Source organism: Modestobacter sp. KNN46-3 (assembly GCF_011039295.1).
This window is the reverse complement of record NZ_JAAKGN010000119.1, coordinates 1-15,757: the sequence shown is the minus strand read 5'-3', so window position 1 is coordinate 15,757 and position 15,757 is coordinate 1. Positions and strand designations below refer to the sequence as shown.

The 15,757-nt window shown below is 73.7% G+C and carries 14 protein-coding genes and 2 riboswitches; of the genes, 7 read left to right on the top strand and 7 right to left on the bottom strand.

Features of this window, described 5'->3' with window-relative positions:
• The 3 genes from G5C62_RS19850 to thrC (G5C62_RS19840) form a co-directional block, all read right to left on the bottom strand.
• Window positions 1-367 (bottom strand): TCP-1/cpn60 chaperonin family protein (locus tag G5C62_RS19850; RefSeq protein ID WP_277424811.1); only part of this gene is annotated, 367 nt, incomplete at its 3' end.
• Window positions 368-631: 264 nt separating this feature from the next.
• Complete coding sequence (locus tag G5C62_RS19845; protein ID WP_036334654.1) at window positions 632-832, bottom strand: cold-shock protein; 201 nt, start codon at window positions 830-832, stop codon at window positions 632-634.
• A gap of 206 nt (window positions 833-1,038) precedes the next feature.
• A complete protein-coding gene (thrC, locus tag G5C62_RS19840) occupies window positions 1,039-2,340 on the bottom strand; it encodes a threonine synthase (protein ID WP_052090984.1) in 1,302 nt (433 codons plus the stop codon).
• Window positions 2,341-2,352: 12 nt separating this feature from the next.
• Window positions 2,353-2,481: riboswitch (SAM riboswitch) on the bottom strand.
• A 59-nt stretch (window positions 2,482-2,540) separates the two neighbouring features.
• Between thrC (G5C62_RS19840) and G5C62_RS19835 the strand changes: the two genes are divergently transcribed.
• Complete coding sequence (locus tag G5C62_RS19835; RefSeq protein ID WP_164702359.1) at window positions 2,541-3,362, top strand: HAD hydrolase family protein; 822 nt, start codon at window positions 2,541-2,543, stop codon at window positions 3,360-3,362.
• Between the two features lie 94 nt (window positions 3,363-3,456).
• Here the strand turns inward: G5C62_RS19835 and G5C62_RS19830 are convergent, their stop codons facing one another.
• Genes G5C62_RS19830 through G5C62_RS19820 form a run of 3 tightly spaced genes read right to left on the bottom strand, consistent with a single transcriptional unit; the run spans window position 3,457 to window position 7,786 of the window.
• Complete coding sequence (locus G5C62_RS19830; protein WP_164702360.1) at window positions 3,457-4,353, bottom strand: ABC transporter permease; 897 nt, start codon at window positions 4,351-4,353, stop codon at window positions 3,457-3,459.
• Window positions 4,350-7,193: an alpha/beta fold hydrolase gene (locus tag G5C62_RS19825; RefSeq protein WP_164702364.1), complete on the bottom strand. Its 2,844-nt coding sequence runs from the start codon at window positions 7,191-7,193 to the stop codon at window positions 4,350-4,352. Before G5C62_RS19825 ends, G5C62_RS19830 begins: the two co-directional genes overlap by 4 nt.
• Before the next feature lie 59 nt (window positions 7,194-7,252).
• On the bottom strand, window positions 7,253-7,786 hold the full coding sequence (locus tag G5C62_RS19820; protein ID WP_164702363.1) for a LytR C-terminal domain-containing protein: 534 nt from the start codon (window positions 7,784-7,786) through the stop codon (window positions 7,253-7,255).
• Between the two features lie 59 nt (window positions 7,787-7,845).
• On the opposite strand from G5C62_RS19820, the gene G5C62_RS19815 reads away from it, so the two are divergent.
• From G5C62_RS19815 to G5C62_RS19805, 3 genes are read left to right on the top strand one after another with little or no spacing between them, the layout of a single operon-like run.
• Entirely contained in the window at window positions 7,846-8,505 is a 660-nt protein-coding gene (locus G5C62_RS19815) for a LytR C-terminal domain-containing protein (protein WP_164702362.1), read from the top strand.
• Window positions 8,506-8,564: 59 nt separating this feature from the next.
• Window positions 8,565-11,408 carry an alpha/beta fold hydrolase gene (locus tag G5C62_RS19810; RefSeq protein WP_164702361.1) on the top strand — a complete coding sequence of 948 codons (2,844 nt, stop codon included), beginning with the start codon at window positions 8,565-8,567 and terminating at the stop codon, window positions 11,406-11,408.
• On the top strand, window positions 11,405-12,301 hold the full coding sequence (locus tag G5C62_RS19805) for an ABC transporter permease (protein ID WP_164702360.1): 897 nt from the start codon (window positions 11,405-11,407) through the stop codon (window positions 12,299-12,301). Before G5C62_RS19810 ends, G5C62_RS19805 begins: the two co-directional genes overlap by 4 nt.
• A 94-nt stretch (window positions 12,302-12,395) precedes the next feature.
• On the opposite strand, the gene G5C62_RS19800 is transcribed toward G5C62_RS19805, so the two are convergent.
• Window positions 12,396-13,217 (bottom strand): HAD hydrolase family protein, encoded by an 822-nt coding sequence (locus G5C62_RS19800; protein ID WP_164702359.1) that lies wholly within the window; start codon window positions 13,215-13,217, stop codon window positions 12,396-12,398.
• A gap of 59 nt (window positions 13,218-13,276) precedes the next feature.
• Window positions 13,277-13,405, top strand: a riboswitch (SAM riboswitch).
• A 12-nt stretch (window positions 13,406-13,417) separates the two neighbouring features.
• Between G5C62_RS19800 and thrC (G5C62_RS19795) the strand changes: the two genes are divergently transcribed.
• The 3 genes from thrC (G5C62_RS19795) to G5C62_RS19785 form a co-directional block, all read left to right on the top strand.
• Complete coding sequence (thrC, locus tag G5C62_RS19795) at window positions 13,418-14,719, top strand: threonine synthase (RefSeq protein WP_052090984.1); 1,302 nt, start codon at window positions 13,418-13,420, stop codon at window positions 14,717-14,719.
• Window positions 14,720-14,925: 206 nt separating this feature from the next.
• Window positions 14,926-15,126 carry a cold-shock protein gene (locus G5C62_RS19790; RefSeq protein ID WP_036334654.1) on the top strand — a complete coding sequence of 67 codons (201 nt, stop codon included), beginning with the start codon at window positions 14,926-14,928 and terminating at the stop codon, window positions 15,124-15,126.
• Between the two features lie 264 nt (window positions 15,127-15,390).
• A partial coding sequence (locus G5C62_RS19785; protein ID WP_277424811.1) for a TCP-1/cpn60 chaperonin family protein occupies window positions 15,391-15,757 on the top strand: 367 nt, incomplete at its 3' end.

Here is a 15,757-nt window from a genome sequence, read left to right as displayed (position 1 = left end):
CGGCCTTCTCGATGCCCTTCTTCAGGGCCATCGGGTTGGCGCCGGCGGCGACGTTGCGCAGCCCCTCGCGGACGAGGGCCTGGGCGAGCACGGTGGCGGTGGTGGTGCCGTCACCCGCGACGTCGTCGGTCTTCTTGGCGACCTCCTTGACCAGCTCGGCCCCGATCTTCTCGTACGGGTCCTCGAGCTCGATCTCCTTGGCGATGCTCACACCATCGTTGGTGATGGTGGGGGCGCCCCACTTCTTCTCCAGGACGACGTTGCGGCCCTTGGGGCCAAGCGTCACCTTGACGGCGTCGGCGAGGGTGTTCATGCCCCGCTCGAGTCCGCGGCGCGCCTCTTCGTCGAACGCGATCATCTTGGCCATGTGGTGATGTCCTCCATGCGTGGATCGCTGGCTGGTCAGGTCCGGCGCCCGCGACGGACGACACCGGTGCTGCGAACGCTCCTGCGGTTCGCGTCCCGGTGCCTCACCGTTCCGACCTGGCTGGCACTCGGGTAGCCCGAGTGCCAGCCCAAAGTCTGGCACTCGACCCAGGCGAGTGCAAGAAGGGGGGTCGACGGCCACCGGTCGGGGACGCAGCGAGGCCCGGCCCCCGACCGGGGACCGGGCCTCGTGGTGCTGACCGGATCAGGCGCTCTGGACGGCGTCCGCCTGCGGGCCCTTGTCGCCCTGGACGACCTCGAAGCTGACCCGCTGGCCCTCTTCGAGGCTCTTGTACCCGTCCATCTGGATGGCCGAGTAGTGGACGAAGACGTCCTGGCCGCCGTCGACGGCGATGAAGCCGAAGCCCTTCTCGGCGTTGAACCACTTCACGGTGCCCTGTGCCACGTGTGCTCCCACGTTTCGTGCGGCGGACGGCCCCTTGAGACTCGAGGGGCCGGGTCTCGCTCTTCCGCCCGCCGAAACACGAACGTGGAACTCGAACCGCGCGGAACGGTACAGCAGCAGGTGTCCCAGGTCACGGTCCTGACCACGCCATACACCCGTCCGGGTGCTGCCGCGGCGGCGTCCCGGACCCTGGCAGGGGGCCCTCCTCAGGCGATGAGGCCGGCCTCGCGCAGCGACTTCAGCGACGGCTGCACGTGGTGCGAGGGGCCGACCACCGGCAGCAGCGGGTCGAGGGTCTTCAGCCCCTCACCGGTGTTGAGGACGACGACCTCCTGCGTCGGGTCGATCAGCCCCTTCTCCACCAGCTGCCGCAGCACCGCGGTGGTCACACCGCCGGCGGTCTCGGCGAACACACCGGTCGTGCGGGCCAGGTCCCGGATGCCCTGCACGATCTCGTCGTCTCCGACCCGGCCGACCGAGCCGCCGGTGCGCCGGATGGCGTCCAGCGCGTACGGGCCGTCCGCGGGGTTGCCGATGTTCAGCGACTTGGCGATGCCGGTGGGCTTGACCGGCTTGACGACGTCCCAGCCGTTGTCGAACGCGGTGGCGATCGGGTCGCAGCCGGCGGACTGGGCGCCGAAGACCTTCCACTCGGTGTCGGCGACGATGCCGGCCGCGACCAGCTCCCGCCAGGCCTTGTCGACCTTGGTGAGCAGCGAGCCCGACGCCATCGGGATGACCACCTGGGCCGGGATCCGCCAGCCGAGCTGCTCGGCGATCTCGTAGCCCATCGTCTTGGAGCCCTCGGCGTAGTACGGCCGGACGTTCTGGTTGACGAAGGCGGTGTCCTCGAACTCGTCGGTCTCGGCGAGCTCGCTGGTCAGCCGGTTGACGTCGTCGTAGGACCCCTCGACGGCGACCAGCGCCTGGCCGTAGACCGCCGACTGGGTGATCTTGCCCGGCTCGAGGTCGCTGGGGACGAAGACGAAGGAGGGCAGCCCCATCCGGGCGGCGTGCGCGGCGACCGAGTTGGCCAGGTTGCCGGTGGAGGCACAGGCGATCTTGGTGTAGCCGAAGCTCTTGGCCGCGGTGGCGGCCAGGCTCACCACCCGGTCCTTGAAGGAGTGGGTCGGGTTGGCCGAGTCGTCCTTCACCCAGAGCCCGCCGGTGAGGCCCAGCTCGGCGGCCAGCCGGTCGGCGCGCACCAGCGGGGTCATGCCCGGGTCGAGGCTGACCCGGTCGGCCGGGTCGTGGCCCACCGGGAGCAGGGCGACGTAGCGCCAGATGTTCTGCGGTCCCGCCTCGATCTGCTCACGGGTCACCGCGCGCATGAGCTCGGGGTCGTAGTCGACCTCCAGCGGGCCGAAGCACTCCGCACAGGCGTGCTCGGCGATGAGCCCGAAGGTCGCGCCGCAGTTGCGACAGACCAGGCCACGGGCCGGGTTGGGGGCGATCTGGCCACCTGCAGTGGCGTCTGCCTGGGCAGAACCGGGAGCGGTCAAGGTCATTCGACGACTACCTCCTCATCTTCCCCGCGCCGGGCCGTCGAGCCGCGCGGGACGGAATTGGCACCTCACGCTGCGCATACGCACAGAACGCGGTTGCCGGGGCTTCAACGGGCCGTGTCCCTCTGCCCCTCTGGATGAGTGGAACGCGCGTCACTCTACCCGGGGGCCGCCCGCCTGCCCCGCACCGCCAGGATGGGCCGGTGGCCACCCGCATCGTCTACACCGACCTGGACGGCACCATGGTGGGGCCGCGTGGCTCCTTCTGGCACACCGCCGACCGCCAGTTGACCGCCTCCCCCGCTGCCGCGCTGCTCGAACTGCACCGGGCCGGTGTCGCACTGGTGCTGGTCAGCGGCCGCACCCACGCCCAGCTGCTGGAGGCCGGGCGGATCTTCGCCGTCGACGGCGCGATCGCCGAGCTGGGCTCGCTGGTCAGCTGGCACGGCGGCCGGGAGACCCACCTGCTCACCGGCGACCTGCCCGAGCAGTTCGCCGGCCGGACGCCGATGGACGTGCTCGCCGAGCTCGGCATCGTCGACGCACTGATCGCCGCGCACCGCGGCCGGCTGGAGTGGCACGAGCCCTGGCACGCCACCCACTCCGCCGACGCCCTGCTGCGCGGCCGGGTGGACGCCGCGGCGGTCGACGTCTGGCTGGCCGAGCGCGGCTGGGGCTGGCTGACGCTGAACGACAACGGTGCCGTGCCGGCCACCGCCCGGATGACGCTGGACGCCGAGGCCCTGCCGCCGCACGTCTACCACCTGATGCCGCGCGGGATCTCCAAGGGCGCCGCGATCACCTGGGACCTCGCCCGCCGCGGGCTCACCGCCTCCGACGCCGTGGCCGTCGGCGACAGCGTGAGCGACCTGGAGATGGCCCCGGCGGTCGGCCGGCTGTGGGTGACCGCGAACGGAGCGGCCGTGGACGGCATGGCGGCTCGGCTCGACGCCGTCCCCAACGCCGTCGTCACCGACGCCTCGATGGGCGAGGGCTGGGCCCAGGCCGTGCTCGCCAGCCTCTGAGGCGATGACTCCGTCCCGGCCTCGCTGCAGGGGCCCGGGCCGAGCTCGCGAGGTCTGGGGGCAGCGAGGTCCTTCCGCTGATCACCGGCTGGGCTCAGCTGGTGACGTCCTTGCGGGCGAAGTGGCGGAAGGCCAGCGCGGTGAAGACGGCCGAGTAGACCAGCCCCTGGACCACGCCGCGGAACAGGTCGCCGGAGTCGACCGGGGTCTGCAGCAGGTCGGTCCAGGCGTAGTTGAACGCGGTCGGGAACCAGTCGCGGATCCCGCCCAGCTGCTCGACCTGCTCCAGCACGGCGAACACGACCGTGCTGAACACCGCCCCGCCGACCGCGGCCAGCGGTGCATCGGTGACCGTGGAGAGCCAGAACGCCAACGTGCCCACCACGAGCAGGTGCACGGCGAGGTACCCGACCATCCCGGCCAGCCGGAGCAGCGCCGTCCCCTGGTCCAGCGCCACCCCGATCGGGGTCTGCACGTCGCCGAAGCCGAAGGCGATCCCGCCGGCGACCACCGCGACGACGACCAGCAGCAGCATCGCGCCGACCGACAGGACGAGGGCGGCCAGCCACTTCTGCCGCAGCAGCCGGGCCCGCGGAACGGGTGTGGCGAGGGCGTAGCGGAGCGATCCCCACGAGGCCTCGCTGGCCACGGTGTCGCCGAAGAACAGCGCGAAGACGACGACCAGGAAGAAGCCGGTGGTGGCGAAGAGGGTGAACAGGGTGAGGTTCAGCCCGCTCGCCGAGGCGACGTCCACCAGGTTGATCCGGCTGTTCCCCTCCGCCTCCTCGGTGCCGCCCAGCTGCAGGGCCCCGATGAGGATCAGCGGCAGCGCGGCCATCAGCGCGAAGACGCCGAGGGTGCGGCGGCGCTTGAACTGACGGCGCAGCTCGACGCCCAGCCGCAGCGTCCGCTCCGGCCGGTACCCGGCCGCCGCCCCCGTCGCCTGCGGGGCGGGCGCGGCGGCCCCGGAACTGGTCGTCTCCGTGCTCATGACTCCCCCACCAGTGACAGGAACGCGTCCTCCAGCCGGCGGCGCGGGGTGAGCTGGTCGACCCCGATGCCGGCCTCGACCAGCGCGGTCAGCGCGGTCGCGCGGCTCGTCGGACCGAGGTCGACGACCAGGCCCTCGGAGCTCCGCTCCACCTCGCCGACCCCGGGCAGCCCGGCCAGGACGGCGACCGCCCGGTCGGTGTCGGCCGGGTCGGCGAGCCCGACCAGCACCGCTCCCCCGGTGCCGACGATCTCCTCGACCGTGCCCTGGACGATCTTCTGCCCCTTGGCCATGACCACGACGTGGCTGCAGGTCTGCTCGATCTCCGACAGCAGGTGGCTGGAGATGATCACGGTGCGACCGGTCTCCGCGTAGGACCGGAGCACGTCGCGCATCGCATGGATCTGCGGCGGGTCCAGCCCGTTGGTGGGCTCGTCGAGCACCAGCAGGTCGGGGAGGCCGAGCATCGCCTGGGCGATCGCCACCCGCTGCCGCATGCCCTGGCTGTAGCTGCGCACCCGCTTGTCCAGGGCCGCACCCAGCCCGGCGATCTCGATCGCCTCCTCCATGTGCGCGTCGGCCGGCGGACGGCCGGTGGCGGCCCAGTAGAGGGTGAGGTTGTCCCGCCCGCTCAGGTGCGGCTGCAGGCCGGTGCCCTCCACGAACGAGCCCAGCCGGGAGAGCACGGGGGCACCCGGCCCGGCGGCGTGACCGAACACCTCGATCCGCCCCTCGGTCGGGCGGATCAGGCCCATGAGCATCCGCAGCGACGTCGTCTTCCCCGCCCCGTTGGGGCCGAGCAGGCCGAGCACCTGGCCACGGCGCACCTCGAAGGAGAGGTCCCGGACGGCGACGAACCCGTCCCCGTAGGCCTTGGTCACCCCTTCGAAGCGCAGTGGCACGTCCTCCCCGTCGGGCGCGGACACCGACACCCGCCGGCGCCGGCGGCGGCCGAGCAGGACGGCGGCCAGCCGGCCCAGCAGCCCGAGGACGGCGAGGACGGCGAGGAGCACCCACCAGCGGGCCGAGCCGGCCGTGGCCTGCACCTCGCCGGGCACCACCGGCGCGGCCAGCGCCGCCCCCTCGGCCAGCCCGACCGTCGACACCTCCGACGACGCGGGCAGGGCGTACGCCTGGTCGGTGGAGGAGACGACCACGCGCATCGTGTGGCCGGCCTCGAACCGGTGGACGATCGCCGGCAGCGTCACCGGCACCACGGTCGGCGCGGCCGGGTCCGTGGAGATCCCGGTGAGCTCCAGGGGCGCGACCAGTCCGCTGGGCAGCACCGCCGTGCCGTCGGGGGCCACGTCGTAGAGCTTGGCGAACATCGTCGCCGTCCCGTCCGGCGCCGACACGGCGACGGTGGTGGTGGGTGCCCCGACCACCTCCACGGCCTCGGTGAGCTCCGGGCTCTCGAAGGCGGCGGACTGCCCCGGGATCTCCAGCGTGCTGCCGGCGAGCGCGGCGCCGATGGAGCCCAGACCGGGGATGGTCGTGAGCGCCGCCGGGCTGCCGCCGGCCGGGGTGACCACCGGCTGGGTGGACCCGCCCAGCTCGAGCAGGCGGCTCTCGACGGGCTCGGCGTCGGCCAGGCCCGGGTACTCGTCGACGGAGACGGTCTGCGAGCCGCCCTGGACCCGGCCCGCCCCGCTGCCCAGGCCGGTGGGGGCTGGGTAGCGGAAGCCGCCGCTCTCGCCGTCGGCGCCGTTCAGGTGGACGTCGAACCAGTCGGCGACCTCGTCCCGCAGCTCCGCGGTGACCCGGTCGGAGGGAGAGGCGTCGTGGCCGCCGGCGAACCAGACCATGCGGACGTCGGTGCCGTTGGCGGCGATCCCTCGGGCGTTGGCGTCGGCCTCGCCCAGCCCGAACAGCGAGTCCTGGGTGCCCTGCAGGAGCAGCGTGGGCGCGGTGATCCGGTCGAGCACGCCCGCCGGGCTGCTCCGCTCCAGGACGACGGCGACCTCGGGGCTGAGCGCGCCGGTCGAGGCCGCGGTCTCGTAGGCCGCGCAGATGTCGGCCCGGAAGCGCCCGCAGGTCAGCGCCTGCACGACGGCCGGGTCGAGGTCGTCGGCCAGGGAGGCGGCACCGTCGCCGCCGGCCCCGGGGCGCCCGTCGCCGGTGGGCAGCGACCCGCTGCCGAAGAACAACCCGGCCCAGGTCCGCTTGAACACCCCGGCGTCGTCGGTGCGCGGCACGGCGGCCGGGGTGCCGGCGTCGGTGACGACGGCGGCCTGGTCGGGGAAGAACGCCGTGGTCAGCGAGTTCCAGGTGATCTGCGGTGCGATCGCGTCGATGCGCTCGTCGTAGGCAGCCGCCAGCAGGGAGACCGCGCCTCCGTAGGAGGCTCCGGCGACACCCACCCGCGGGTCCCCGGGGCCGTCGAGGAGAACGTCGTCCCGCGTCGCGAGCAGGTCGATCAGGGTGCTGACGTCGGCCACCTCGTAGCGCGGGTCGTTGAGGCCGATCTGCCCAGTGCTGGTGCCGAAGCCCCGCGCGGACCAGGTGAGCACCACGTACCCGCGGCGGGCCAGCACGCGCGCGTCGGCTGCGACCGACTGCTTGCTGCCGCCGAAGCCGTGGGCCAGCAGCACGGCCGGCGCGGGGCCGCCCGCAGGCGGCAGGTACAGCGTGGTGTCCAGCTTGACCGCGTCGGCGCCGGCACCGGAGGGGACGCGCCCCTCCTCGGCGGTCACGTCCCCGGCCGCCCGGGCAGGCTGGTCGGTGCCGGCCAGGACGACGGCGAGGGCCGGCAGGGCGAGCAGGAGGACGATCAGGGCGCCGAGCACCGGCCGGGCGCCGAGGCGCGAGCCGATCCGCGCCGGCCCGGGAGCGTTGCGCACGTGGGCGGCAACGGACGGCGCCGGCTCCGTGTTCCGCGAGCCGGCCAGGGACCGGGGGGTCAGGGCCGACAATTGCCGGTGGCGACCACGACGAGCCCGGGCTCGGCCACGCCGGGCACCTCGAAGTAGCGCGCGACGGGGCCGGTGACGTCGGGGAACTGCTCGACCAGCTGGGCCGCGGCCTGCTGCTGCACCGTGTCGCCCTCGCTGTAGTACACGGTCGTGGTCGCCACGTCGCTGACCGGCGAGCCCGCGGTGCCGATCACCTCCCAGCCACTCGCGCTGAACTGCTCTCCCACGTCGGCCGCCAGCCCGGTGATGCTCGTGCTGTTCAGCACCGTGACCGGGGCGAACACCGGCCCCACCGGCGTCTCGGCCGCCACCTCCGCCGGCGGCACGCTCTCCTGCACGGTGGCGACGGCGGGCGCCGGCTCGCTGGCGGTGGGCAGCGGGGTCTGCGCGGAGGTCTCCGCGGTACCGGGTCCGGTGAACGACCAGACGCCCAGCACGACGAGCGCGAGGACGACGACGGCGAGCAGGCCCTGCACGCCCCGGCGCGGTCCCCGCGGGACCTCGTCGGTGTGCACGTCCACCCGGCCGGGACCGGACCGGGCCGGCGTCTGTCCCCCCGCGGCGGGCCGTCGACGTCCCCGTGGGTGGCCGGGCCGCGGCCCGGCTGGAGCGGCAGGCGGCCGAGGCGGCGCGGAAGAAGGACGGCCGGCGCAGCGCGCCGCCGGCCGGCCCCGAGGCCGCGCCGGCCCGGTCCGGTCCCGGCCGGGTGGACGTGCACACCGACGAGGTCCCGCGGGGACCGCGCCGGGGCGTGCAGGGCCTGCTCGCCGTCGTCGTCCTCGCGCTCGTCGTGCTGGGCGTCTGGTCGTTCACCGGACCCGGTACCGCGGAGACCTCCGCGCAGACCCCGCTGCCCACCGCCAGCGAGCCGGCGCCCGCCGTCGCCACCGTGCAGGAGAGCGTGCCGCCGGCGGAGGTGGCGGCCGAGACGCCGGTGGGGCCGGTGTTCGCCCCGGTCACGGTGCTGAACAGCACGAGCATCACCGGGCTGGCGGCCGACGTGGGAGAGCAGTTCAGCGCGAGTGGCTGGGAGGTGATCGGCACCGCGGGCTCGCCGGTCAGCGACGTGGCGACCACGACCGTGTACTACAGCGAGGGCGACACGGTGCAGCAGCAGGCCGCGGCCCAGCTGGTCGAGCAGTTCCCCGACGTCACCGGCCCCGTCGCGCGCTACTTCGAGGTGCCCGGCGTGGCCGACCCCGGCCTCGTCGTGGTCGCCACCGGCAACTGGCGGCCCTGACCCCCCGGTCCCTGGCCGGCTCGCGGAACACGGAGACGGCGCCGTCCGTTGCCGCCCACGTGCGCAACGCTCCCGGGCCGGCGCGGATCGGCTCGCGCCTCGGCGCCCGGCCGGTGCTCGCCGCCCTGATCGTCCTCCTGCTCGCCCTGCCGGCCCTCGCCGTCGTCCTCGCCGGCACCGACCAGCCTGCCCGGGCGGCCGAGGACGTGACCACCGAGGAGGCGCGCGTCCCCTCCGGTGCCGGCGCCGACGCGGTCAAGCTGGACACCACGCTGTACCTGCCGCCTGCGGGCGGCCCCGCGCCGGCCGTGCTGCTGGCCCACGGCTTCGGCGGCAGCAAGCAGTCGGTCGCAGCCGACGCGCGCGTGCTGGCCCGCCGCGGGTACGTGGTGCTCACCTGGTCCGCGCGGGGCTTCGGCACCAGCACTGGGCAGATCGGCCTCAACGACCCGCGCTACGAGGTGGCCGACGTCAGCACCCTGATCGACCTGCTCGCGACGCGGGACGACGTTCTCCTCGACGGCCCCGGGGACCCGCGGGTGGGTGTCGCCGGAGCCTCCTACGGAGGCGCGGTCTCCCTGCTGGCGGCTGCCTACGACGAGCGCATCGACGCGATCGCACCGCAGATCACCTGGAACTCGCTGACCACGGCGTTCTTCCCCGACCAGGCCGCCGTCGTCACCGACGCCGGCACCCCGGCCGCCGTGCCGCGCACCGACGACGCCGGGGTGTTCAAGCGGACCTGGGCCGGGTTGTTCTTCGGCAGCGGGTCGCTGCCCACCGGCGACGGGCGCCCCGGGGCCGGCGGCGACGGTGCCGCCTCCCTGGCCGACGACCTCGACCCGGCCGTCGTGCAGGCGCTGACCTGCGGGCGCTTCCGGGCCGACATCTGCGCGGCCTACGAGACCGCGGCCTCGACCGGCGCGCTCAGCCCCGAGGTCGCCGTCGTCCTGGAGCGGAGCAGCCCGGCGGGCGTGCTCGACCGGATCACCGCGCCCACGCTGCTCCTGCAGGGCACCCAGGACTCGCTGTTCGGGCTGGGCGAGGCCGACGCCAACGCCCGAGGGATCGCCGCCAACGGCACCGACGTCCGCATGGTCTGGTTCGCCGGCGGCCACGACGCCTCTCCCTCCGACCGGGTCACCGCGGAGCTGCGGGACGAGGTCGCCGACTGGTTCGACGTCCACCTGAACGGCGCCGACGGCGAGAGCGGCGGCTTCCGCTACCCAGCCCCCACCGGCCTGGGCAGCGGGGCGGGCCGGGTCCAGGGCGGCTCGCAGACCGTCTCCGTCGACGAGTACCCGGGCCTGGCCGACGCCGAGCCCGTCGAGAGCCGCCTGCTCGAGCTGGGCGGGTCCACCCAGCCGGTGGTCACCCCGGCCGGCGGCAGCCCGGCGGCGCTCACGACCATCCCCGGTCTGGGCTCCATCGGCGCCGCGCTCGCCGGCAGCACGCTGGAGATCCCGGGGCAGTCCGCCGCCTTCGAGAGCCCGGAGCTCACCGAGGCCGTGGAGGTGGTCGGGGCACCCACCACCACCGTCGCCGTGTCGGCGCCGGACGGGACGGCGACGATGTTCGCCAAGCTCTACGACGTGGCCCCCGACGGCACGGCGGTGCTGCCCAGCGGACTGGTCGCGCCCCTGGAGCTCACCGGGATCTCCACGGACCCGGCCGCGCCGACCGTGGTGCCGGTGACGCTGCCGGCGATCGTCCACCGGTTCGAGGCCGGCCACACGATGCGCGTGGTCGTCTCCTCCACCGACCAGGCGTACGCCCTGCCCGCGTCGTCGGAGGTGTCGACGGTCGGGCTGGCCGAGGGGGCGGCGCTGGCCGCGCCGGTGGTGCCCGGCGAGGTGCAGGCCACGGCCGGCTCGGCCCGCTGGTGGGTGCTCCTCGCCGTCCTCGCCGTCCTCGGGCTGCTGGGCCGGCTGGCCGCCGTCCTGCTCGGCCGCCGCCGGCGCCGGCGGGTGTCGGTGTCCGCGCCCGACGGGGAGGACGTGCCACTGCGCTTCGAAGGGGTGACCAAGGCCTACGGGGACGGGTTCGTCGCCGTCCGGGACCTCTCCTTCGAGGTGCGCCGTGGCCAGGTGCTCGGCCTGCTCGGCCCCAACGGGGCGGGGAAGACGACGTCGCTGCGGATGCTCATGGGCCTGATCCGCCCGACCGAGGGGCGGATCGAGGTGTTCGGTCACGCCGCCGGGCCGGGTGCCCCCGTGCTCTCCCGGCTGGGCTCGTTCGTGGAGGGCACCGGCCTGCAGCCGCACCTGAGCGGGCGGGACAACCTCACCCTCTACTGGGCCGCCACCGGCCGTCCGCCGGCCGACGCGCACATGGAGGAGGCGATCGAGATCGCCGGGCTGGGTGCGGCCCTGGACAAGCGGGTGCGCAGCTACAGCCAGGGCATGCGGCAGCGGGTGGCGATCGCCCAGGCGATGCTCGGCCTCCCCGACCTGCTGGTGCTCGACGAGCCCACCAACGGGCTGGACCCGCCGCAGATCCATGCGATGCGCGACGTGCTCCGGTCCTACGCGGAGACCGGTCGCACCGTGATCATCTCCAGCCACCTGCTGTCGGAGATCGAGCAGACCTGCAGCCACGTCGTGGTCATGGCCAAGGGGCAGAAGATCGTCCAGGGCACGGTCGAGGAGATCGTCGGCACCGGGGGAGCGGTGCTGGTCGGGCTCGCCGACCCGGCCGACACCGACCGGGCGGTCGCCGTCCTGGCCGGGCTGCCCGGGGTCGGCGAGGTGGAGCGGAGCTCCGAGGGCCTGGTCGTCGACCTCGGTCCGACGAGCCGCGCGACCGCGCTGACCGCGCTGGTCGAGGCCGGCATCGGGGTCGACCAGCTCACCCCGCGCCGCCGGCTGGAGGACGCGTTCCTGTCACTGGTGGGGGAGTCATGAGCACGGAGACGACCAGTTCCGGGGCCGCCGCGCCCGCCCCGCAGGCGACGGGGGCGGCGGCCGGGTACCGGCCGGAGCGGACGCTGCGGCTGGGCGTCGAGCTGCGCCGTCAGTTCAAGCGCCGCCGCACCCTCGGCGTCTTCGCGCTGATGGCCGCGCTGCCGCTGATCCTCATCGGGGCCCTGCAGCTGGGCGGCACCGAGGAGGCGGAGGGGAACAGCCGGATCAACCTGGTGGACGTCGCCTCGGCGAGCGGGCTGAACCTCACCCTGTTCACCCTCTTCGCCACCACCGGCTTCTTCCTGGTCGTCGTCTTCGCGCTGTTCTTCGGCGACACCGTGGCCAGCGAGGCCTCGTGGGGATCGCTCCGCTACGCCCTCGCCACACCCGTTCCGCGGGCCCGGCTGCTGCGGCAGAAGTGGCTGGCCGCCCTCGTCCTGTCGGTCGGCGCGATGCTGCTGCTGGTCGTCGTCGCGGTGGTCGCCGGCGGGATCGCCTTCGGCTTCGGCGACGTGCAGACCCCGATCGGGGTGGCGCTGGACCAGGGGACGGCGCTGCTCCGGCTGGCCGGGATGGTCGGGTACCTCGCCGTGCACCTGCTCGTGGTGGGCACGTTGGCGTTCTGGCTCTCCACGGTCACCGATGCACCGCTGGCCGCGGTCGGCGGGGCGGTGTTCAGCACGGTCGTGTTCGCCGTGCTGGAGCAGGTCGAGCAGCTGGGCGGGATCCGCGACTGGTTCCCGACCGCGTTCAACTACGCCTGGACCGACCTGCTGCAGACCCCGGTCGACTCCGGCGACCTGTTCCGCGGCGTGGTCCAGGGGCTGGTCTACTCGGCCGTCTTCACCGCGCTGGCCTTCCGCCACTTCGCCCGCAAGGACGTCACCAGCTGAGCCCAGCCGGTGATCAGCGGAAGGACCTCGCTGCCCCCAGACCTCGCGAGCTCGGCCCGGGCCCCTGCAGCGAGGCCGGGACGGAGTCATCGCCTCAGAGGCTGGCGAGCACGGCCTGGGCCCAGCCCTCGCCCATCGAGGCGTCGGTGACGACGGCGTTGGGGACGGCGTCGAGCCGAGCCGCCATGCCGTCCACGGCCGCTCCGTTCGCGGTCACCCACAGCCGGCCGACCGCCGGGGCCATCTCCAGGTCGCTCACGCTGTCGCCGACGGCCACGGCGTCGGAGGCGGTGAGCCCGCGGCGGGCGAGGTCCCAGGTGATCGCGGCGCCCTTGGAGATCCCGCGCGGCATCAGGTGGTAGACGTGCGGCGGCAGGGCCTCGGCGTCCAGCGTCATCCGGGCGGTGGCCGGCACGGCACCGTTGTCGTTCAGCGTCAGCCAGCCCCAGCCGCGCTCGGCCAGCCAGACGTCGACCGCCGCGGCGTCCACCCGGCCGCGCAGCAGGGCGTCGGCGGAGTGGGTGGCGTGCCAGGGCTCGTGCCACTCCAGCCGGCCGCGGTGCGCGGCGATCAGTGCGTCGACGATGCCGAGCTCGGCGAGCACGTCCATCGGCGTCCGGCCGGCGAACTGCTCGGGCAGGTCGCCGGTGAGCAGGTGGGTCTCCCGGCCGCCGTGCCAGCTGACCAGCGAGCCCAGCTCGGCGATCGCGCCGTCGACGGCGAAGATCCGCCCGGCCTCCAGCAGCTGGGCGTGGGTGCGGCCGCTGACCAGCACCAGTGCGACACCGGCCCGGTGCAGTTCGAGCAGCGCGGCAGCGGGGGAGGCGGTCAACTGGCGGTCGGCGGTGTGCCAGAAGGAGCCACGCGGCCCCACCATGGTGCCGTCCAGGTCGGTGTAGACGATGCGGGTGGCCACCGGCCCATCCTGGCGGTGCGGGGCAGGCGGGCGGCCCCCGGGTAGAGTGACGCGCGTTCCACTCATCCAGAGGGGCAGAGGGACACGGCCCGTTGAAGCCCCGGCAACCGCGTTCTGTGCGTATGCGCAGCGTGAGGTGCCAATTCCGTCCCGCGCGGCTCGACGGCCCGGCGCGGGGAAGATGAGGAGGTAGTCGTCGAATGACCTTGACCGCTCCCGGTTCTGCCCAGGCAGACGCCACTGCAGGTGGCCAGATCGCCCCCAACCCGGCCCGTGGCCTGGTCTGTCGCAACTGCGGCGCGACCTTCGGGCTCATCGCCGAGCACGCCTGTGCGGAGTGCTTCGGCCCGCTGGAGGTCGACTACGACCCCGAGCTCATGCGCGCGGTGACCCGTGAGCAGATCGAGGCGGGACCGCAGAACATCTGGCGCTACGTCGCCCTGCTCCCGGTGGGCCACGACCCGGCCGACCGGGTCAGCCTCGACCCGGGCATGACCCCGCTGGTGCGCGCCGACCGGCTGGCCGCCGAGCTGGGCCTCACCGGCGGGCTCTGGGTGAAGGACGACTCGGCCAACCCGACCCACTCCTTCAAGGACCGGGTGGTGAGCCTGGCCGCCACCGCGGCCAAGAGCTTCGGCTACACCAAGATCGCCTGTGCCTCCACCGGCAACCTGGCCAACTCGGTCGCCGCGCACGCCGCCCGGATGGGGCTGCCCTCCTTCGTCTTCGTCCCCAGCGACCTCGAGCCGGGCAAGATCACCCAGTCGGCGGTCTACGGCCAGGCGCTGGTCGCCGTCGAGGGGTCCTACGACGACGTCAACCGGCTGACCAGCGAGCTCGCCGAGACCGACGAGTTCGAGGACACCGCCTTCGTCAACCAGAACGTCCGGCCGTACTACGCCGAGGGCTCCAAGACGATGGGCTACGAGATCGCCGAGCAGCTCGGCTGGCGGATCCCGGCCCAGGTGGTCATCCCGATGGCGTCGGGCTCGCTGCTCACCAAGGTCGACAAGGCCTGGCGGGAGCTGGTCGCGGCCGGCATCGTCGCCGACACCGAGTGGAAGGTCTTCGGCGCCCAGTCCGCCGGCTGCGACCCGATCGCCACCGCGTTCGACAACGGCTGGGACGTCGTCAAGCCGGTCAAGCCCACCGGCATCGCCAAGTCGCTGAACATCGGCAACCCCGCGGACGGCCCGTACGCGCTGGACGCCATCCGGCGCACCGGCGGCTCGGTCGGCCGGGTCGGAGACGACGAGATCGTGCAGGGCATCCGGGACCTGGCCCGCACGACCGGTGTGTTCGCCGAGACCGCCGGCGGTGTGACCACCGCGGTGCTGCGGCAGCTGGTGGAGAAGGGGCTGATCGACCCGACGCAGGAGGTCGTCGTCCTCAACACCGGTGAGGGGCTGAAGACCCTCGACCCGCTGCTGCCGGTGGTCGGCCCCTCGCACCACGTGCAGCCGTCGCTGAAGTCGCTGCGCGAGGCCGGCCTCATCGCCTGAGGAGGGCCCCCTGCCAGGGTCCGGGACGCCGCCGCGGCAGCACCCGGACGGGTGTATGGCGTGGTCAGGACCGTGACCTGGGACACCTGCTGCTGTACCGTTCCGCGCGGTTCGAGTTCCACGTTCGTGTTTCGGCGGGCGGAAGAGCGAGACCCGGCCCCTCGAGTCTCAAGGGGCCGTCCGCCGCACGAAACGTGGGAGCACACGTGGCACAGGGCACCGTGAAGTGGTTCAACGCCGAGAAGGGCTTCGGCTTCATCGCCGTCGACGGCGGCCAGGACGTCTTCGTCCACTACTCGGCCATCCAGATGGACGGGTACAAGAGCCTCGAAGAGGGCCAGCGGGTCAGCTTCGAGGTCGTCCAGGGCGACAAGGGCCCGCAGGCGGACGCCGTCCAGAGCGCCTGATCCGGTCAGCACCACGAGGCCCGGTCCCCGGTCGGGGGCCGGGCCTCGCTGCGTCCCCGACCGGTGGCCGTCGACCCCCCTTCTTGCACTCGCCTGGGTCGAGTGCCAGACTTTGGGCTGGCACTCGGGCTACCCGAGTGCCAGCCAGGTCGGAACGGTGAGGCACCGGGACGCGAACCGCAGGAGCGTTCGCAGCACCGGTGTCGTCCGTCGCGGGCGCCGGACCTGACCAGCCAGCGATCCACGCATGGAGGACATCACCACATGGCCAAGATGATCGCGTTCGACGAAGAGGCGCGCCGCGGACTCGAGCGGGGCATGAACACCCTCGCCGACGCCGTCAAGGTGACGCTTGGCCCCAAGGGCCGCAACGTCGTCCTGGAGAAGAAGTGGGGCGCCCCCACCATCACCAACGATGGTGTGAGCATCGCCAAGGAGATCGAGCTCGAGGACCCGTACGAGAAGATCGGGGCCGAGCTGGTCAAGGAGGTCGCCAAGAAGACCGACGACGTCGCGGGTGACGGCACCACCACCGCCACCGTGCTCGCCCAGGCCCTCGTCCGCGAGGGGCTGCGCAACGTCGCCGCCGGCGCCAACCCGATGGCCCTGAAGAAGGGCATCGAGAAGGCCG